This is a genomic window from Sulfuriferula sp., assembly GCF_054605375.1.
The window spans coordinates 17,073-37,642 of the sequence record NZ_JBTSEG010000026.1 but is presented as its reverse complement, the minus strand read 5'-3'; the positions used below and the strand labels follow the sequence as shown (position 1 = coordinate 37,642).

Sequence of the window (20,570 nt, the reverse complement as noted above, 5' to 3'; positions counted from 1 at the left end):
ATGCCGCGGGCGTACAGCGACAGGATCTTGTCGTCAAAGCCGGCCCAGCGGGTCTGGTGTTTGGCAATGAGCTGCGGCTCGAAGCTGCCGTCGCGGTCGCGTGGAATCTCAATGGGCAAGGCACCAATCGCCCTTGAGCGTCCACGGGATCCTGATGCTTCCTGAATCAGCCGAATAGTCCGGTTAACCCGCCCCACACACCCAGTCCGGCGGTTAGCGTAATCGTTAATGCCACCATGACTGCATAAGCACCTCGAAGCTGGTTACCATGTGGCAGCGCACGTCGCGCAAGAACATAGAGAAAACCCAGCACAACAGGCAACAGCAATGCATTCATGACCTCCACGCCCACGCTTAGGTCAACCAGATTCACTCCCGAACTCACCAGCAGCCCACTGGCCACCAGTACCGCAACAAAAACCAGATAAAACCACGGCGCTTCGCGCGGATGGTGCTCGAGCGAGTGTTTATAACCGGTGACTTCACCCAAGCCCCAGGCGGCGGTGAGCGACACGACAATTGCCGCCACCAGTGATGCGCCCAGCATGCCCATGGCGAACATCAGCCGGCCATTTGCCACGCCCAGGTATGGCGTCAACGCATGCGAAATCTGCTGTACTGTATCGAGTCTGTATGTCCCGCCACTGCGTCCGAAAGTGGCTGCTACCGCGATAAGGATAGCTGCCATGATGGCTTGCGTGACCACGGCACCGATCGCCGTATCCCAACGTGCAGCCGGTAGATGATGCGGCTTCAAGCCCTTATCGACCACCGCTGATTGTTGATAGAAAATCATCCATGGCATGATCACCGCTCCGATATTGGCCGCGACCAGATAGAGGTAACCGTGATCGCCCAGCGGCAGGCTGGCAAGTCCGTGGAGTACGGCAGAAGGATCCGGACGGGACACCACCGCGACATAGACAAAAGCCAGTTCAAACAGGCCAATGGCTACCGCGACGCGTTCTACCGAGCGGTATGATCCGGAAATGACCATGGTCATCAGGAATCCCAATGTGGCCAGCACGCTGATCCAGATGGGTATGCCGTACAACGCACCCACACCGGCGATGCCGCTCATTTCCGTAATCAGCGCCCCGAGGCAGGATACCAGCAATGTAGAAACCGATAACCACGCCCAACCCCGGCCGAAATGCTGCCTGATCAATTCACCATGACCGCGCCCGGTGAGCAACCCAAGACGCAAGGTCAGTTCCTGTACCAGATACAGAATCGGGATCAGCAGCAGTTGCAATGCCAGCAGCTTATACCCCCATTGCGCCCCGCTCTGCGCCGCGGTTATCACACTGCCGGCATCCGTATCGGCCAGCATTACCACCAGACCAGGACCAGCCACCGCGAAAAAGGCTGTCAGGCGAGCTCGGGTCGATACCCCATGGGTGTCCATCTTCATGTACCAGCAAATGAATGAGAATGATTTTTATTTTTTCATTCAAAAGACAAGCGAACCCGGTGCATGGTTCCATGGTGGAAAAAAATTGTGTACTCAGGAATTGAATTCCGGCGCACGGTCATCAGGGCAGCTCGACCTTGGTTTAGATCTATATTTCCCGCACCAGTCTGAAGCCGAGATTGACGTCCAGTTCGTCACGCAGTCGCGAGCGCCGTGCTGCGCTACGCGCGGCCGTGGCGGGATCAAACCATGAGCCGCCTTTGACCACGATACGCTTGTTCCCGGCGTGCCCGGGCAAGCTATGGCCGTCTGCAGGTGCCTGAAAGTAATCCGGTTGCCAAGGGCTGGCAGTCATTTCCCAGACATTCCCGTGCATGTCATGCAGCCCCCACAGGTTGGGTGGTTTGGTGCCGACTTCCATTGCCCACATCATCTGACCGCATTGAGGAAAGAAGCTGCGGCGTTTTTTGGTTTTTTCAGGGAAAGGAAACATCGGTTTGAACAACACATCACGGCAGCTGGCGTAATCGCCATAATGAAATGGGGTACGGGTACCGGCTCGTGCGGCGTATTCCCATTCAGCTTCGCTGGGTAGCCGGTATAGCTGGCCGGTCTCCTGATTCAACCAGGCAATAAATAACAGTGCATCCGCCATACGAATATTGACTACTGGCTCGCGCCCGTGCGCCTGGATCAGTTCACGCACCTGACTCCAGCCAGTGGCCGCACGAAACCGCGCCCATTCCTCCGCCGTGACGGTATAGCGGCCGATCGCAAAAGCCCGGCTGATTTGCACATAGTGTTGTGGCGACTCATTCGGCTCATGTCCCGGCTCGTGACCGGGCGATCCCATCTCGAACCAGCCTGCCGGAATCACGGCCATTTCCGGTGCTTTCGAGCCATCCTTCAGTGTATCGCCGAAGTAAGTAGCCAGTTCCAGTTGCAGCGCGGTATCTTGCTGAGCATTATGTAAAGCGGTTTCGTCCATGTCATGCACGAAACCGAGAGGGTGGGCTTGAGCTTGGTTGAGTTGCATCAGTCATCCTGTCTTCGATAGATGTGAATATTCTATCGAATAGGACGGCTAAGCGCGAAATCCGTTCCGGTGTGCCTGATTTATTGCCAATAAAAGTGGCTTGAACGGAATATCCCGGCCCCATTTTTGCACCAGCGGCATGAACTCAAGATCGGTTTGGGCCGGACAGGCATAACGCCCGGCGGTCATGTCATCAAACAGCTTGCGTAATTGCACGTCAAGCTGGTCAATAAACGGCAGGTAGCGTTCCATTTCTTCCGGCTCATCTTCAATGCAGGCGCGCAGTTCGTCGACTTCGTAAACAGCCTGATGCACGAGATCAATCAACTCGTCCATGGTTTTTGGTTGATGCATAATGCTCCGTCCTGATAAACAAAAACAGGGGCAAACGCCCCTGTGTCAATGGATGTGAACCAGCTTAACGCTTGGCGGCGATTTCTTCCAGCCGTTTGGCACGAATTACCTGCCCATCCAGTCCGGCGTCCTTGGCAGAACCGCCATACGCGACCGTCATCAACTGACTGTAATACATCACCGGGATGTTGAATTTTTTGCCATATTTTTTGTTGATGGCGCCCTGATATATCTCCACATTGGCCTGGCACAATGGGCATGGCGTGACGATCATCTCGGCGCCGTGGTCATAGGCGGACTCAACTATGTCCTTGATCTGCGCCTGGGCTTTATCCGGTTCTGAAAAAGCCAGCGCGCCACCGCAACAGGTGACTTTCTGATCGTAGCCGGTGAGCGCTTCACCACCGACCATTTCCACCAGCTTGTCGAGGTACATGGGGTTCTCAAAGGATTCACCATCGATACCGAACGGACGGTTGGTCTGGCAACCTACATAACCGGCGAACTTGATGCCTTCCAGCGATTTCACCACGGGTTTTTTCAGCTCGTCGTAACCGAAATCTTCGATCAGCACTTCGACCATGTGACGGATATCGGATTCACCCTTGTATTCGAGGCCGGCTTCCTTGAGCGCTTCATTGGTATCGGCCATCAATTGCGAGGAGGCATCGAGCCTCTCTTTGGTCTCGCGTGCACCAAGCCAGCAGGCAGCACAGGTTGCAACAATTTCCTGGCCGGGCAGGTTTTGCTCAGCCAGCGCGAAGTTGCGCGCGTTCATCACATGGCGCGGCAGTTCACCGCCTTCTGCATAGCCGATGGATGCGCCGCAGCAATTCCAGTCCGGAATTTCGGTGAGCTTGATGTCGAGTGTCTTGCACATCGCATCCACCGACTTGAGGTAATTGGATGCCGATGCACCACGCTGCGATGAGCAGCCGGGGTAAAATGCGTATTCTTTCTTGGCCATTTTCAGTGCTCCTTAAGCCGCTTTGATTGCCTTGCGGCGTTCTTCGATTTCATGCGCCTTCTTCAACATGGCGTGAATGCCTTTCTGGTCTTTGCAACCATGTGCCTTGAATAGCTCGAAAGGATTCAGCCGCTTGGCTTTCAGTAAACCCAGCGCGACATCCTTCATCGCCAAGCCATTGATAATTCCCTGTTTGAAACCATCCCTGAAATACAAGCCCAGCGAGAGCTTCAGTTCATTGACGCGGCCGGTCTGGATACAGTTGTTCCAGAACAGCTTGGCGAAATGCCGGGTGGGCTGGTTCTTTGGCGCCAGCCCCAAACGATGCGCGTAGTTGGCGAGTCCGTGCATGATGTGGGTAATCGGCAACTTGCGCGGGCAGCGCACGATGCAGTTGTAGCATGAAGTGCACATCCACATGGACTGCGAAGTCAGGACTTCTTCACGCTTGCCGGCGCGAATCATCATGAAAATTTCCTGCGGTGGATGATCCCATCCGGCTTGGAAATTGGTGGGGCAGGAACCGGAGCATACGCCGCATTGCATGCACATCTTGACCCAGTTGCCCTCCTCCACCATGGACTCGACTTCCTTGAGGAAGTTATTGTTGTATTGGGCCGCGGCCTGACTGCTTAAATTACTCATCGCGCTGTTCTCCTAGAAGCCTTTGAACGGGCTCATGCCGATTTCGAACATGCGTTTCTCGAAGTCGTTGATCAGCTTCGGCACGCGGTCAATGTCGGTAATCGCCACTTCGTAGGTCTGTACCCGGTCGGTTTCCAGGTTGAAGCCCTTCAAGGTGTCGTCGATTTTACTCATGCGGTAGTTGGCCAGCTCGGAACCTTTCACGAAATGGCACTGGTACTCGTCGCCGTGTTTACAGCCCATCAGCATCACGCCATCGTAACCGGAGTTGAGCGCGTCGGTAATCCAGATGGTATTGACCGAACCCAGGCAGCGCACCGGCACCACGCGCACGAACGAGCTGGTTTCAGTGCGGTTCATCGCCGCCATGTCCATGGCCGGATAGGCATCGTTCTCGCACGCCAGCACCAGAATGCGCGGCTTTTCGGAGAATTCGTCCGGGATGCTCACTGCCTTGATCTGGCTACCCACCGTGTCCACCGAGTAGTTCTCGAACGAAATCACCCGTACCGGGCAGGCACCCATACAGGTTCCGCAGCGGCGGCAGCGCGACTCGTTGAACAACGGGTAGCGTTTTTCGTCTTCGTCAATCGCGCCGAACGGGCACTCCACCGTGCAACGCTTGCACTGGGTACATCCTTCCAGCCGCACCGAGGGGTAGGACAGGTCGCCCGAGCGCGGGTGCGCGGCGCTGCCGATGGCGGCGTTCTCCAGCGCCTGGATCGCCTTGAGTGTGGCACCGGTGGCGTCTTCCTTGGCCTGGGCGATATCCATCGGACGCCGAACCGGGCCGGCCGTGTAGATGCCGGTGCGGCGCGTTTCGTAGGGAAAGCAAATAAAGTGGGAATCGGTGAAGCCGTATTTCAGCTGCGGCACGTCCTTGCCCTGGCGGTAGTCCAGGTTAAGGATGGAGATGGTTTTTTTCTCCACCTCGGCGGCTGCTTCTTCACCTTCCACCGCCTTGAAATCGATGTTCACCCCCGAGTTAGGCACCTGGCCGGTGGCGAGTACCACCAGATCTGCATTTTCGATGCTGGCGTTTTCGTCACCCAGAATCAAGTCATGAAAATTCACCTTGCAGGTATTACCGGCAGGTTGCACCGAAGCCACTTTACCCTTGGTAAAAATCACGCCCTTTTCCTGCGCGCTACGATAGAAATCCTCGCCGTTGCCGGGCGTGCGCAGATCGGTGTAGAGCACGGTAGTGTCGATGTCGGCGTTGGCGTCCTTGAAATACATCGCCTGCTTGATGCTGGTATTGCAGCAATGGCCGGAGCAGTAGGCCAGATGCGTGCCGCTGGCGTCACGCTGACCGGCGCATTGCACGAATACCACCGATTTTACCGGCTGGCCGTCGGACGGACGCAGAATCGGGCCGCCGCGTTCAGCCGCTTCCCGTGCCAGCTGCTCCAGGCCGCCCTGATCCACCACATTCGGCGATGCGCCATATCCGAGCTCGGGCAGTTTGTTGGCGTCGTAAAGCGTAAAACCGGTAGCCTGAACAATCGCGCCTACGTCTTCGGTCGCCATGCTGCCGGATTCAGTGGCAATTTCCGCCTGGAAACGGCCCGGCGCACCGCTGGTTTTGGCGAGTGTTGCATTCAGGTAAACCTTGATGTTGGGATCGGCTTCGATGGCCGACACCATCCCTGCCACACCGTTATCCACCGGCGCCTTGTAGGGCTCGTGCGAAGGTACGCGCATATGCAGCTTGGCCGCCCAGCCGCCGAGCTGGCCGGACTTCTCCACCAGCACTACCGGATAGCCGGCTTTGGCCGCCTCCAGCGCTGCGGTCATGCCGGTGATGCCGCCACCGACAACCAGTAATGTCTTGCTTGTACCTGTGTTGGGATTACCTTCCGGCTGACGCATCGCCTTGATTTCTGCACTACCCATGCGCAGGTAGTCTTCGGCCATTTCCTGCGTGGTTTCGCGGGCTTCCTCTGTATCAGGACGGATCCAGATCACGCCTTCGCGCAAGTTGGCACGGGACATCGCCACACCGGGGAAATTAAACGCGTCGGTCTTGGCGCGGCGCGAACAGGCGCCGATCATGATATGGCTCACGCCATCGTTGTCGATGTCGTTCTGGATCGTCGCCACGCCTTCGCTGCTGCACAGGAAGGGGTGGGATTTGACTTGCTGAATTTTGCCTTCTTTTTTGACCACATCAACCAGTGCAGCGGTATCCAGGCGCTCGCCCAGACCACAGCCCTGACAGATATACGCGGCAACCTTTTTCTCTACAGCCATGGGTTAAACCTCCGCCTTTGCTACTCTGTTGACTACCTGAATCGCCCGCAACGCCGCCGCTGTAGCCGATTGCACCGAGCGATTCACGTCCAGCGCGTTGGATGCGCAACCGGCGCCAAAGAATGCGCCGTTGGCTGGATCAGCCTCGATAAAACCACTGGAATCGGCAAGGATTTCCGCCGGGATATTGACGCCCTTCACCGACGGTTCCATACCCACCGCCAGCACGCACAAGTCGTGGGCAGTGGCATACCGATGATAGCCCTCGGTGTTCACACCATGCAGGATCACATCGCCGCTGGCGTCGTCCTGGGTGACCTTGGCCACTTTGGATTTGATGAAACTGACGTTGGGATTGGCCTGCACCTTGGCGTAGAAATCCTCGAAACGGTCGATGGCGCGAATATCGATATAATAGATGGTGGACTTGCCCTCATCACCAAAATGTTCCTGCACATAGCTGGTCTGTTTGAGTGAGGCCATGCAGCAAATACGCGAGCAGTGGCGCAGATGATTTTCGTCACGCGAACCGGCACACTGTATAAAGGCGACATTCTTCGCTTCCTTGCCATCCGACGGACGCAGAATCTTGCCGCCGGTGGGGCCATGCGGATCGGCCAGGCGCTCGAATTCCACGCTGGTAATCACATTCTTGAAACGGTCGTAACCGTAAGGCTGAATCTTGTTGGCGTCGTAGGGCTGCCAGCCGGTCGCCCAGACCACGGCACCGGCCTTGATCTGCACGGTTTCTTCCTGCATGTCGAGGTCGATGGCGTTGTATTTGCATGCCGCCTTGGCCTTGTCGGCGTCCGGCGTGCCGATAATGGATTTATCCAGTACAAAGCGCATCGGATAAGCCATCTTGTTGGGCAGATAAGCCGCCTTCATTGTGTTCAGGCCATAATTAAACGGGTTGGGTATCTCGGCGTCTACTGCCTTGGCGCAATCACCGCAGGCAGTACAGTTGGCGTTGACATAACGTGGCGTGATTCTGATGGTGGCGGTGTAGTCGCCTTTGGCGCCGGTGATGCCGGTGACCTCCGCCATGGTCAGCAGACGGATACGCGGATTGGACTTGAGCCGGCGCAGGTTGATCTCCAGGCCGCAAATCGGATGACACAGCTTGGGAAAATAGCGGTATAGCTGAGAAGTACGCCCACCTATGGCCGGATTTTTCTCCACCAACACCACATTTTTGCCGGTTTCTGCTGCTTCCAGTGCAGCTGTCATACCGGATATACCGCCACCGACGACCAGTATGGTCTCGTTTGTTGCTACAACTTCCGTCATCAAGCTTCCTCCATTCATAACGGATAAAGTGCCCAGCCATTACGACAAACACTAGAATTTTCGGGGAGCCGCTCAAGCGGTCTTTTCCCCGATTGAATCTGCTTGGGTACACTCCCGGACTGCGGTGAATGTTACCCTGAACCACGCAGGCTATCCACAGCGGGCCGGGGTAAATTCAATTGAAAATTCTTATCCCGAAATAGAGGGGGTGAATTGCAGTGAATGCTTATGCTGATCGGAAATAGGTGGCAGGCGCTGTTGGCAGCATCTTCAATCGAATTTCCGGCAACCGCACTTGGTTACTATAGTACGATATTTGACCAGGGAAGTTGCCGAGGTGAATCTTTTGTCAGATTAAGTAAATGTGCGACATCGTTCATGTCCTCAACGATGCATTTTCCGCCTTCCCAGGTAAAAGTAGTGATTGAAGCATTTTTGATACGAATGTCCCGAAATGCGGAAAGCGGCTGACCCAGCGCTTCCAGCACAGCCATTCTGGCAACACCATCGTGAGTAATTGCCAGAACAATCCCGGACCGCGCTGCCATATGCCCAAGGAAGGATTGCACACGCTGCTGCATGTCCTTGAGTGATTCGCCACCGGGAAATGTCACTTGCTGAGGGGTGCGTTTCCACTGACGCAGCAACTCAGGCCATTGCAGCTTGACTGTGGCTTGTTGCAATCCTTCCCAGTCACCGTAACCAAGCTCCATCAGGCGGTGATCAGTGTCGACAGGCAAATTGAGCCGGCCAGCAATAATGTGCGCTGTCGCCTGGGCTCGCATTAACGGGCTTGCCACGATGCTGATCGCTTCGGTTGCTGAAAACCGCCACGCAAGCGCCTGTGCTTGCACCTCACCCCATGCCGACAATAGTGGATCACTACGGCCTTGGTAGCGCCCATCCCGATTCCAGGTTGTTTCACCATGCCTTGCCAGCAGCAATCTCATAGATGGCCCATTCAGCGCAGGTGAATGCTCAGTAACGCCAGGATAAACCAAACACCCAGCGATTGCCGGCATGGATACCCTGGCCTGCGAGGTCAGACTCATACTCGATAATCGGCCGTATGTTTTTAGTCAGTGTAAAGCGCAAGCCCAGTCCGCCTCTGAGCAGATTATAGAATTCCGAAGCATTCGGATTTTCGCTGGCCGGTAGCGCGCTGTTTACGCCAAAGGTCCGGGCGCAGAACAGGGAACCGAAGATATCCACGTTCCGAAACAGCCGCGTACCCACATCAGCGGTGGCGCGCCACTGCGTCACACTACTGTTGAAAAACATGCGTGGCCCGATGGAGAAACTTCCATAGGCGATTCGTTGCCCGAATTGGTGTTTTATCCCGAATTGATAATCAGGCTCTATGGCTGTGTGGCCCACGCCAAGCTGCGGATTACTCGATACCGAACCTGTCGGCAGAATAATATTCAGTGCGAACGCATCTGCAAAAGTCTCGCCCTGCCTTAATCCACGTACCAAACCGATCTCCTGATCCTGCAAGCCGGACGAGGTATAGGTTGTGCTTTTATTTTTTTTTGTCTTGGTCTTGCTATCTTGTGCTGCACGCAAATCATATTGCAGTGCCCATCCGTCTCCCAAACCATGTTCTCCGGTTACTTTGAGTTGTGTCTCGGAAGTTTTGGAAGTGCTGGGGTACGTTTCGCTACCGAAGTGCGATGAAGAAAATACCCGATCGGAACGGTAGAGGCGCAGTATCAGTTTGACTTTCCCGGCTCCTGCTGCTGGAATCCAGGGGTCAGCACTGGCAGGCACAACGATCAAGAAGGGCGCGAATGCAATCAGCATCCAAGCGCATGTTTTTATATGCATTTTTATGTTTTTCCTATCGCTGCGTAAAATCTGCGCTTGATTTAATGTGATTCAGTTGGATAGCGCAAGGGCCCCGCTGCCCCCGCAGTTCCACAAATCGAAGTAACGCCCGTGCTGTGCGAGCAATTGTTCATGAGTCCCCATTTGCACAACACACCCCTGATCCAGCACAAGAATGGCATCAGCCCGGGTAATTGTGCTCAGCCGATGCGCAATGATAAGGGTGGTACGGCCACTGGTGAGGCGTCGTAATGCTTCCATCACGATGCGCTCGGTAAACGCATCCAGACCGCTGGTGGGTTCGTCCAGAATGACGATAGGCGCATTGCGTAGTATGGCCCGCGCGATCGAAACACATTGGCGCTGTCCTCCGGACAATGTCGCCCCGCGTTCTCCCACCAACGTGTCATAGCCGTCTGGCAAACCTTCGACCAGCTCGTGAATACCCGCCGCCTGCGCCGCAGCGATAGCCTCGTCGCGACCCGCGCCCGCCAGACCGTAGGCGATGTTTTCCCAGATCGCACCGGAGAATACCAGCGCTTCCTGCAATACCAGTGCGACCTGACTGCGCACGAAATCCAGCGACAGCTCCCGCAGATCATGGCCGTCCAGCATGACCTGGCCGCTGAGCGGATCATGGAAACGCGGAATCAGGCTCACCAATGTGCTCTTGCCGGCGCCGGTCGCACCGACGAGCGCCACCGTCTGACCCGGTTTGATGTGGAACGAAACATTCTGCAATACCATATCGCCAGGCTGGTAGCCGAAACTCACCGAGCGAAATTGCAATTGCCCTTTGCATGAAGATGGAATGAGCGCATCGGGTGCTTCGCGGATTTCCGATGCTTCCAAGAATACTTCGCCAAGGCGCTCCGCTGCTGCCGAGGCCTTGCCGACCACACCCGCTATCTTGGCAAACTGCCGGACCGGAGAAGCCATGCCGCGCAGGTAGGCGAGAAACACCAGCAGTTCGCCCGCCGTAATGCTCCCCGCCAGCACCCGGGTAGCGCCATACCAGACCGCTGCTCCGGTCGCCAGGGCCATCACCAGACCAACCAGCGGTGTGAACTGCACCTGCAAATCGCTCGCTTCCAGGGTGGCATCCAGACTTTTCTCGGCCTGTTCGGCAAAGCGCTCATCCTCGTGCGATTCCCGGCCATAGGCTTGCACAACGTGGACATTGGCAATAATCTCCTGCACTTTACCCCACAGTTCACCTTCTTTCTGGCGCGCGCGCCGGAAGGCAATCCGCAGGCGCGCGCTGTAACGTTGCATGATGAACAGCAGCAAGGGCACCACCGCCATCACCACCAGCGCAAAACGCCAGTCAACGATCAGCATGACAACGATCATTCCAATCATGGTCAGCAGATGCGCAGACAGATTGGTTCCCGCCGACACCACGAAATCCTGCAGCGTCTGGATATCTCCACCCAGCCGGGCCATGATGTCGCCGCTTTTCTGGCGGCGATGAAAGGACAGGGAAAGCCGCTGCATGTGGGCAAACAGATCGCGCCGTATGTCGAAGATTGCGTGCTGTCCGGTACGCAACAGCAATCGATTGCCCCAATAGCTGAGCGCTGCATCCATTAAACCCATCGCAAGCATGGCTATCCCCAGGGTATTGAGCAGCGCCAGGCTATGGCCCGGATCAGGCAAAAATCCATTCAATCCATGCGGTAGCGGTTTCCGGAATAGGACGCTGTCAATAATGAACTTGAGCGGCCACGGCGCAAGCAAGAGCACGACAGCCTTCGCTGCCATGAATAAACCCGCGGCACTGAGCGCAGCTGTATACGGCCGCAAATAGCCGCGCAGATCCCACAGCGAAAACCTACGGCGTCCCGCTGTACCGACTTCTGTCATCGCCTGCTACCGGCTGCGCGGGGTGCGCGCAAACGCATCATGATTTCAGTGGCACGCAAGGCCGTCTTGTCCCAACCGAAATCTTCACGCGCTGCCGCGGCTGCCGCGCGACTCATGACTCGCAGCCTGGGTACATCATTCAGCAGTTCAATCACCTGATTTACGAAGATGTCACGATCGCCGGGCGGATACAGCAGGCCCGTCACACCGTCCTGCAGCAGGTCAGTCAATTGGCCGAGCCGTGGGGCGACAACCGGTCGCCCGGCAGCCATAGATTCGACCACTTTCAGGGGTGAGAAATAGAAGCCATCCTGGGCGGTATAGGGCGCCACCGTGATATCCATGGCGGTCAGATAAGCAGGAATATCGGCGTGCGGGATACGCCCGGTGAGGATGACCCGTCCATGCAGTTGATCGCGCGCTACCCGTGCCTGCAGATCAATCAGGGCGGGACCCTCTCCCACCAGCAGCAAGACTGCATCGGGACGGCGCGTCAGGATGTTGGTAAAGGCATCAAGCAGAAAATCCAGGCCATGCCACGGCTTCAGGCTGCCGATAAACCCGATCACCGGTCTGCCGTCGAGTTCGTAACGCTCACGTACCGGCCCTCCGTCCACGCCGGGATGAAAGCGGCTGGTATCCACCCCATTGGGCAACACGGTGACGCGCTCCCCCAACGCGCCGCGCGACAGGGCGTGTTCCCTGACCGCGGCAGACACCGCGATGACATGGTCGGAACGGCACAGGGTTTCAGTCTCGGTTGCATCCGCCAGAGCTTTCAGTCGCAGCCCGCGGAAGCGTTCCTGCTCTTCCGCCAGCGGCGCATTCATTTCGAGCATCAAGGGAATGTTCAGAGCGGTCGCGACCTGTCCCCCGGCCCGGTGAAACAGCGCATAACGCTCATACAGCAGATCCGGCTGGACACCGGCCTGATCCAGCGCCATCAGCACGCGCGCGGCCAGTTTGCGGTCGCAGGCGAGCTTGCCGAGTTCGCGCTGCAAAGTCTGATCTTTTTCCTCATTTCCCATACTGAGCTGTGCCGCTTCCAGCGCCATTTCGTCCGCGCTTTCATCCGGGGGCAACTCGATCATGCGTACCGGAGGACAAGGATTCCCGGTGCCCTGTTTGGCGCACAATAGCGTCACCTCATGCCCCAGTCCGGCCAGGGCGGAAACGAATTCGCGCACATGCACCGAGGCGCCCTTGTCGCCCAGCACAGGAATGCCGCGATCGGCACAAAGATAAGCGATTTTCATCAGCGCGCACCGACCTGAAGCAAGGTTTGCACGGCCTTGGTGGTCTCCCAGCATTCGAAGCTATCCTCCATTTTGCGGCGCGCTGCCACAGCCAGACTTTGGCTTTTGGCCGGATCGTTTAACAGGCGTTCTATTGCATCCGCCAAGGCGGCCGGATCCTTGGGTCCCACCAGCAGTCCGGTGTGTCCATCCTCCACCAACTCGGGGATACCGGAAACGCGGGTCGATACCACCGGCAAGCCGGCAGCCATGGCCTCTGCCAGCACGTTGGGAATCCCGTCCCGGTCGCCGTCTTCCATGACTTGCGGGGAGAGCGCAAATACGCTGGCTTGACCATAAAATGCAACCAGCCGGTCATGCGCCATCGCGCCGAGCAGGGTCACCGTGTCTTCCAGACCAAGCTTGCTGATTTGGCTCTCCAGTTCACCGCGCAGCGGCCCCTCACCCACGATGGCGCAGCGAAACTTGACGCCGCGCGCTTTCATCAACTGGCAAGCCGAAATCAGATCATTCAGCCCTTTTTTCGGCACCAGACGGCCGACCGACAAGATCAGCGGAACCGACAGGGCGATGGGGATAATCTTCGCAGCACGGCTCCCGTCACTGGTTGCTGCCTTCGCGTTATCCGCCGGAAAAGGGAACGCAGCCAGATCAATACCATGATAGACCAGATGAATTTTGTGCCAATCCTGTTGTGGCAGAAAACTCTGCAGGTATTCAAGATTGTGGCGCGTGCAAGTCAGCACAAAGCTGGCAGAATCAATGCGTCGGCGCATCACTTTTTGCCGGGTCAGGTAGAGATCCTTGGCATGCGTGGTAAAGCTGTACGGGATATTGCACATCACGCTTACCAGCCGGGCGACGATGGCTGGCGCATTGGCAAAGTGAGCATGCAGATGCTGGATCTGCTGCTGGCGACAGGCGACCGCCATGTATCCGGAACGCAGGAATTGCTTCCACACACTAAATGGACGGCGCGAGAGCATGGACCACCAAAGCGCCAGTCCAGCCGCGTGCAAATAGCGCAAGGGTGCCGTCAAGGCCATCGTGGCGTGCGCTTTGATCACGGCTGGAATTTTCGCCGCCCAGGTCTCGGGAAAATAGGTGACGGGTGCCTGCAGCTCGAGCACAGCCGGATGCGACAGCGCCTCTTCCGGACGCATCAGCGAGAACACATGCAGTTGCGTGCCCAACCGCTCCAGCGCGCGCATCTCATTAAGAATAAAAGTTTCCGAAAGACGTGGGTAGCGCTTCAGCATGTAACCGATGGTCCGGGATGCAGCCTGTGTCATAGCGTTGCTCCGATCGCGGACATGCGGTTGATGCCAAGCAGATCGTCCAGGGCGTTGCCAACGCGGTGAACCCCGCCAAGATCCACGGCATTCCAGTCATGATGGGGCGGCCTTGCGCCCGCCAGTGCACCCTGCACAAGCTCTGTCAGACGCGCAACCAGGTCCTCCTCCGGTTGTATGGCCCATGCCAGGCCCAAATTGCTCAGCAGCGTTGCCCGCAAACGTTGCTCCATGCGCGGCGCACCACGTGGTACGAGGATGGCTGTTTTTTTTGCTGCCAGAATTTCTGCCGTGGTGTTGTACCCTGCCATGGACACCACCAGGTCCGAGCTTCGAATCAAATCCGCCAATTCAGTGGTAAAGAAGATGACGCGCACGTCAGGACGCTGCGCTGCAGCCAATTCGAGCGCGCGCTGTTCTTCTACGGCCATGAGCGGGCCAGGTACGATAATGCTTTGCGCGACATTGTGCGGAATGTTTTCCAGCGCTCGCAGATAGGCGCTTAACAACGGGTAGCCATCACCGCCTCCGCCAGCGGTAACCAGAATTACCGGCCGACCTGATACGGGCGGGATTCCATGGGTGCCGCTTAATGCGGATACCACGTTACTGTCGTTACGGGCTATATACCCGCAGTAACGAATCTTGACTGCTATGGAACCGGGAATATCGTACTCCTGCACCAGATCGAACAAGTGCCTGCTGCCATACACCAGGATGTGATCGTAAGCGGTTTCAAGCAATTGATAAACATTTTGCTCGCGCCACTGGCTACGCACTGTCTCCGCGCTGTCGATAATGTCGCGCAAACCAAGCACAGTACGCGTAGCCGGCATTTCTTCATGGATAAACGCCAGCGCTTCCAGCAACTCTCCTTTCATACCTGCCGGGGCGTGGTCAATCAGGAACACATCGGGGCGATAATGCATGACCGCGTCAAGAATCACCGATTCACGACGCTCTTTCACCGCGGCAAAGCTGAATGAATGATCCCGTGATACATACTCTTCCGCGCCTGTTTTAACAACAGGCGGCAGCGCCTGCACTTGTAAGCCGGCAGGCATGGGCCACGACGCCACCACGGGCGATCCTGTCAACAGCAACGCGGAAAACGGCTGGCTGCGCCGCAACAGATGAGTCGCAATCGCCAGATTGCGCCGTAAATGGCCGAGACCGAATGTGTCATGAGAATACATGAGCACCCTGGGCCGCGCACTCGGCACAGGTATGTATCTGGGTACGACGGGCAGATGATGTAGTTGCATGAGAGAGGCCACTCCAATAAGGTTTTAGAACCACATGGACTGTGTAAACTGCGCGCTCCGATACCCAGTCCTGCCATGCTTGCCACTGTTTCGTCATGATCAAAAAATCGATTTCAGGTAAACAAAGGCAATAGGCGTGCCAAACCCGGATACAAGTCGATTGACTGTCGTATCCGCATGTTTAATATTGAATAATCAGTGAATTCTGGAGGACGCCAGAGAATAGAACGGGCAAATAAAAACCCGCAAATAATGTCGGACTGCAAAAATGGAAAACAAATACTGCAGGGTTGAAGCCCGATTATTTCGGACAGAGAATATCGGTAGCTGATCCGTTCACATGACCTTTTGCACTGATTACCAGCACGACGCTCACCCGCTTGTCAGCATCACAGTAAGGCACATAACCAATCGCCCCGGGCGTTTCGGCGACGAATCGAAGGACCGCTTCTTCCGAGGACAAAACATAGGGAGGCAAGACACCGTGGAAATAGCGATCATTCCAGTACTGCTCCAGTTCTTCCGGCGCATAGCCCAGAATCGCTTTGGAAAAAGCGCGTCGAGCCGGACTTTCGACCGGCAAATTCACTGCTTGAATTTTGGTGCCATCATCCCAGTAATTTCTTTTTCGCCTGTATATCGCTGCCAATTCGCTCCTGCCCAAATTCAATTTGGCCTGGCCGGCATGCACAATCACGGCCAGCGGCTCCTCCGCTGCCCAGCCGACGGAAATGGCACATCCGCCCCAAATCAACAGGATGATCGTTACATGGGTTAATGAAAAGGCGCGCACGGATTAGAACAGCACGCTGATTGAGGACAGAAAGCCTTCGGGGGCATTGATCTGATTATTTACCCCATGTACGAATTCCGCTTTCACCACCGACGTCGGGGTAATGCGAAATGCCAGACCGGCCACCCATAAACTCACGCCAGGCGACGACCCGGCCTGACGAAAATATTCATACCTGCCGACCCCGTATAACCTTCCCGAAAGCGGCACAACCGCCTGGACAAATACCCCTTTCTCATCCCATGCACGGCCGCGACTGGAAACCCGGTAGATTGCCTCGCCGCTGAGTTCATAACGATTTCTTGACCAGAGGTAATCGACGCCAAACAAACTCTGTCGGTTGGCTGCATCACTTTTTTGAGTGAAATTCACATACGAAAATCCGAGCTGACCGGATCTCGGCATGGCGTAGGTAAGATGCAGACCATACGCAGAATCAAAAGTATCCTGATTGGAATTACCCCGTATTTCCTGCCCGCTGGAGGCATACATGGAATAATCCAATTCCTTGCCAAAGGCAGTCCTCGTGCCGTAAATCATGGCGCCGGTCGCATAGGTGGGAAAAGGACGATTGGTGATCAGTGGACGCGAGGTGGTCCAGACCAGCGGATCCGCGTGGATTAAGTTCCAGTGCCCGACCGGGGTCAGAAATTTTCCCAGACGGAAATTCAACCGTTCGGATTGGGCGTAATCGAAATAGGCACGTTCGAACGCCAGTGAACGATGACTCGTAGTAAGCGTTCCCGGCTGCCGAAAAACAAGTGCATCTTCCAGGCTCAGTTCGGAAAAAAATTTAAGCTTGCCTGTACCCTCCCAGCCGATAAACAGGCTGAGATCTTCGGTGCTTAATTCCCAGGGCCTGTTTTTTTTTACCGTAAAATTCTCGGTTGCATATCCACCCAAAGTAAAACCTGTTCCGGGTAGTTGCCAACCGCGCTCAAGCTGGGGGGACGGCACGGGTTGCGCCGCTCGCACGCTGCCTGAGCCAAGCGTGAGCGCCACAGAAACAATGAAAGCTGCGGGAAACACCCTGTGGCGCATGGCTGTTATTCTCCCCAACAAGGTAAGATAAAAAATGGGTTATTGTGACTGCTTTGCTTATACTTTAGCCTAGGTAACGCCCAAATCCATAGCCGGATTTCTTTCACGTGACGATACGGAAAACACTTGTTGTCGCATTTTTGCTGGTCAGCCTGGTGCCGGCCATCGCCCTGACCTATCTCGCTTTTATCAAAACGCAAGAGGCCATGCAGGCTGAAATCGAGCAAACGCTTCTGGTACAGGCAGCCACTGTTTCCGCAGATACCGACAAGATGCTGTTCGAACGTTTTCAAAACGCGATCACCTGGAGCCATCTTGAGGTCATGCAGGATATTTATGTCAAGGATATTGACAAGCGCCTGTCTGCCTTTCTTTCCGAGCTTAAAACAGGGTACCAGAACGTTTATCATGACTTGTACTGCATTGATACGAGCGGCGTGATAGTTGCCAGCAATAAAGCCGCCGCAATAGGCACAGCACTTGCCAGCCAACAAGCCTGGTTGCATGCGGCCCTACCCGGAGGGCGGGTTATTCTGGATGTTCCTGATGGCAGCACAATGAATATCCGCTCCATCATCCATTCGAAATTCGGCAGCGGTAATCTGGGAGAGCTTGTATTGTCCTTTGACTGGACACAAATTTTCCAGATACTGGATCAGGCTGCCAGGGATGGACGCATGGTCGCCATATTGGATCATGATGGAAAAGTAATCGCCGCCTCTGACGAATTGAGACAACAAGGCTTTTTGATGAGCAAAAAATTTCAGCCCTGGCTATCTAAAATCCCAAAAAGCGGTGTCGAGATTGTCGATGGTTCACCCCTGCACACTTCCCGGGTCATTATTGGCTTTGACCGTTCGCATGGTTATGAAAACTTTTCGGGCCTGGATTGGACCACGATCGTCATACAGCCACTGGACCAGGCGCTGCAGCCCATACACAGGCTGGCTATCGTATTTCTCGGTTTCCTGCTGGCAACGATAGGGATTGCCACCTGGGTTTCCTTATGGGTAGCAAATAATATTGCCCGTCCCATCCTGGCTCTGACTGCATTCACACGCCGCTTTATTGACGAAAAATCTTTGCCGCCCTCTCCTCCTGTATCCAGTGGAGAGGTTGGAGAACTGACCACCACATTTATTCAAATGGTCCAGGATCTCGACCAATCCAGGCAACATCTGATCAGGGCATCACGCTTTGCAGTCATGGGTGAAATGGCCGCGGTCATGGCCCATGAAATCAGAACGCCATTGGGTATACTGCGCTCATCATCACAAATGCTGAAGAGAGAACCTCAAATCAGTGACGAAGCACGCGAACTGATCGGTTTTATCGAGAGCGAAACCGACAGGCTTAATCACCTGGTTTCAACCATGCTGGATGGCACCCGTCCACGCCTGCCAAGCTTTCAGCTCACCAACCTGCATGCACAGATTCATAATTGCATTCAGATGCTGGCCGCACAAACCCAGAAAAAAAATATTCATGTAGCAGAGTTACTGAAATCCTCCGATCCTTACTGCGAATGCGATGCAGAACAGATGACGCAGGTATTCCTGAACCTGCTTATGAATGCCCTGCAAGTGCTGCCGGAGCATGGAAAAATTACCGTCACCAGCCGCAGTGAATTCGAGAAGATCATCATTGAAATTGCAGACAACGGTCCGGGCATTGCCAAAGAAGAGCGCGACAAAATATTCGACTCGTTTTTTCACAAACGCGAAGGTGGTATCGGATTGGGGCTGGCAGTAGTCCAGCAAATCGTGTCAGCACACGGCGGAGATATCACGGTGAGTGAAAGTCGTTGGGGTGGTGCATTATTCAGAATAGCCATACCGAGAAAAATGAGCGCAAAAACATGAGTGGACAACAAATTCTGATCGTCGATGACGAGGCGCGCATGCTGCGCGTTCTCGAAATCATGCTGCAAAAGATGGGGCATGATATCTGTTGCGCCAGCAACGGAATGGAAGCACTGCAAAGCCTGCAGGAATCTCCGGTTGACCTGGTCATCAGCGACCTTCGCATGCCCGGGATGGATGGTATCGAATTATTGAATCAGCTTCGCGCTCAGGGCAATAATGTCCCCTTCATCATCATGACCGCGCACGGTACGATCCAGAGCGCCGTGGAATCGATGAAGCTGGGTGCATGTGATTACATTCTGCGTCCCTTCGATATAGAAGCGCTCGAACTGACGATCAACCGGATACTGGCAACCGGCCAGATATTGCTTCAAAACGATTTCCTGCGCCGCGAACTGGAAAAAGGATGGGAAGGTTTTATCGGGGAAAGCCCATCCATGCAAAGAGTCTACGAACAGATACGGCTTGTCGCCCCCAATAAAACCACGGCGCTTATCACCGGTGAAACGGGTACCGGCAAGGAACTGGTCGCGCGTGCCATTCACCGGGCCTCACCACGGCGCGACAAGCTCTTTGTGCCGATCAATTGCGCCGCGATTCCCGCAGACATGCTGGAAAGTGAGCTGTTCGGCTATGAAAAAGGTGCGTTTACCGGAGCGCATAAGGAACGTATTGGCAAGTTTGAACTGGCTCATGGCGGCACGATTTTTCTGGACGAATTGGCGGAAATGCCGATTGCTTTGCAAGCCAAGCTACTACGGGTATTGCAGGAAAATGTGATCGAACGATTGGGCAGTAATCGCAATATTCCAATCGATATCAGAATCATTGCCGCAACCAACCGGGATCCTCTGGCCGCCATCGCTGAAAACAAATTACGCGAAGATTTGTATTATCGCGTGAATGTGTTTTCGCTTGAACTTCCACCGCTGCGCGACCGCCAGGAAGATATACCCGCCTTGATCCAGTATTTTGTAGCTGAATTGTCGAAAGATCGTGCTTCGATACCAAAAATCAGCGCGGAGGCTTTATCCAGCCTGCAACGATACACCTGGCCAGGTAACGTGCGGGAACTGAGGAACGTCATTGAGCGCGCCATCGTCCTGAGTGGCGGAAAACAGCTGGATACGCCCCATTTTCCGCTTGGGACAGGCACGTCGCAAGAGCAGAAGCCATTGCAGGACAACCTGCCGTTCGACAGCCTGTCGCTTAACTGCGCCATTGAGGCCCTGGAAGCCAAAATGATCGCCGCTGCATTGCACAACACGGGCGGCAACAAAACCAAGGCGGCGCGGCTGCTAGATATCAGCGAGCGCTCGCTTTGGTACAAGGTTAAGAAATATCATCTGGAATAAGCAAAGCCGTCCAGGTATTTTCCAAAATAAAAATTTCTTGACACATCCATA

The 20,570-nt window shown here is 55.3% G+C and carries 17 protein-coding genes and 1 pseudogene; 2 read left to right on the top strand and 16 right to left on the bottom strand.

From position 1 onward, the window contains the following. From ACYCZJ_RS13105 to ACYCZJ_RS13030, 16 genes and pseudogenes are all read right to left on the bottom strand, one after another. Positions 1 to 164, bottom strand: a pseudogene (locus ACYCZJ_RS13105) (transposase); the annotation flags it as partial. A 2-nt stretch (positions 165 to 166) separates the two neighbouring features. Next, entirely contained in the window at positions 167 to 1,408 is a 1,242-nt protein-coding gene (locus ACYCZJ_RS13100) for an NRAMP family divalent metal transporter (RefSeq protein WP_461554671.1), read from the bottom strand. A gap of 154 nt (positions 1,409 to 1,562) precedes the next feature. Further along, complete coding sequence (locus ACYCZJ_RS13095) at positions 1,563 to 2,450, bottom strand: formylglycine-generating enzyme family protein (protein WP_461554670.1); 888 nt, start codon at positions 2,448 to 2,450, stop codon at positions 1,563 to 1,565. Between the two features lie 48 nt (positions 2,451 to 2,498). Then, on the bottom strand, positions 2,499 to 2,804 hold the full coding sequence (locus ACYCZJ_RS13090) for a hypothetical protein (protein WP_461554669.1): 306 nt from the start codon (positions 2,802 to 2,804) through the stop codon (positions 2,499 to 2,501). A gap of 64 nt (positions 2,805 to 2,868) precedes the next feature. Further along, on the bottom strand, positions 2,869 to 3,771 hold the full coding sequence (locus tag ACYCZJ_RS13085; RefSeq protein WP_461554668.1) for a CoB--CoM heterodisulfide reductase iron-sulfur subunit B family protein: 903 nt from the start codon (positions 3,769 to 3,771) through the stop codon (positions 2,869 to 2,871). 12 nt (positions 3,772 to 3,783) lie between these two features. Then, complete coding sequence (locus ACYCZJ_RS13080; protein WP_461554667.1) at positions 3,784 to 4,416, bottom strand: 4Fe-4S dicluster domain-containing protein; 633 nt, start codon at positions 4,414 to 4,416, stop codon at positions 3,784 to 3,786. A 12-nt stretch (positions 4,417 to 4,428) separates the two neighbouring features. Next, positions 4,429 to 6,669, bottom strand: coding sequence for an FAD-dependent oxidoreductase (locus ACYCZJ_RS13075; RefSeq protein WP_461554666.1), 2,241 nt, complete (start codon positions 6,667 to 6,669; stop codon positions 4,429 to 4,431). Positions 6,670 to 6,672: 3 nt separating this feature from the next. Continuing rightward, a complete protein-coding gene (locus ACYCZJ_RS13070) occupies positions 6,673 to 7,959 on the bottom strand; it encodes a CoB--CoM heterodisulfide reductase iron-sulfur subunit A family protein (protein ID WP_461554665.1) in 1,287 nt (428 codons plus the stop codon). Between the two features lie 302 nt (positions 7,960 to 8,261). Beyond that, the gene (locus ACYCZJ_RS13065) at positions 8,262 to 8,909 is read right to left on the bottom strand and encodes a histidine phosphatase family protein (RefSeq protein ID WP_461554664.1); all 648 of its coding nucleotides are present in this window, start codon (positions 8,907 to 8,909) and stop codon (positions 8,262 to 8,264) included. A gap of 28 nt (positions 8,910 to 8,937) precedes the next feature. Continuing rightward, the gene (locus ACYCZJ_RS13060; protein WP_461554663.1) at positions 8,938 to 9,762 is read right to left on the bottom strand and encodes a hypothetical protein; all 825 of its coding nucleotides are present in this window, start codon (positions 9,760 to 9,762) and stop codon (positions 8,938 to 8,940) included. 75 nt (positions 9,763 to 9,837) lie between these two features. Continuing rightward, a complete protein-coding gene (locus ACYCZJ_RS13055; protein WP_461554662.1) occupies positions 9,838 to 11,550 on the bottom strand; it encodes an ABC transporter ATP-binding protein in 1,713 nt (570 codons plus the stop codon). A gap of 98 nt (positions 11,551 to 11,648) precedes the next feature. After that, the gene (locus ACYCZJ_RS13050) at positions 11,649 to 12,908 is read right to left on the bottom strand and encodes a glycosyltransferase family 4 protein (RefSeq protein WP_461554661.1); all 1,260 of its coding nucleotides are present in this window, start codon (positions 12,906 to 12,908) and stop codon (positions 11,649 to 11,651) included. After that, on the bottom strand, positions 12,908 to 14,200 hold the full coding sequence (locus ACYCZJ_RS13045) for a glycosyltransferase (protein WP_461554660.1): 1,293 nt from the start codon (positions 14,198 to 14,200) through the stop codon (positions 12,908 to 12,910). Before ACYCZJ_RS13045 ends, ACYCZJ_RS13050 begins: the two co-directional genes overlap by 1 nt. Continuing rightward, entirely contained in the window at positions 14,197 to 15,396 is a 1,200-nt protein-coding gene (locus ACYCZJ_RS13040) for a glycosyltransferase family protein (protein WP_461554659.1), read from the bottom strand. The genes ACYCZJ_RS13045 and ACYCZJ_RS13040 overlap by 4 nt, the downstream gene beginning before the upstream one ends. 370 nt (positions 15,397 to 15,766) lie before the next feature. Further along, the gene (locus tag ACYCZJ_RS13035) at positions 15,767 to 16,258 is read right to left on the bottom strand and encodes a hypothetical protein (protein WP_461554658.1); all 492 of its coding nucleotides are present in this window, start codon (positions 16,256 to 16,258) and stop codon (positions 15,767 to 15,769) included. A gap of 3 nt (positions 16,259 to 16,261) precedes the next feature. Further along, the gene (locus ACYCZJ_RS13030; RefSeq protein WP_461554657.1) at positions 16,262 to 17,299 is read right to left on the bottom strand and encodes a hypothetical protein; all 1,038 of its coding nucleotides are present in this window, start codon (positions 17,297 to 17,299) and stop codon (positions 16,262 to 16,264) included. Positions 17,300 to 17,406: 107 nt separating this feature from the next. Here ACYCZJ_RS13030 and ACYCZJ_RS13025 point away from each other — a divergent pair, with 107 nt between their 5' ends. Together ACYCZJ_RS13025 and ACYCZJ_RS13020 are read left to right on the top strand one after the other, a co-directional pair. Continuing rightward, entirely contained in the window at positions 17,407 to 19,161 is a 1,755-nt protein-coding gene (locus tag ACYCZJ_RS13025; protein WP_461554656.1) for a sensor histidine kinase, read from the top strand. Then, complete coding sequence (locus ACYCZJ_RS13020; protein ID WP_461554655.1) at positions 19,158 to 20,519, top strand: sigma-54-dependent transcriptional regulator; 1,362 nt, start codon at positions 19,158 to 19,160, stop codon at positions 20,517 to 20,519. Before ACYCZJ_RS13025 ends, ACYCZJ_RS13020 begins: the two co-directional genes overlap by 4 nt. Positions 20,520 to 20,570 lie beyond the last annotated feature (51 nt).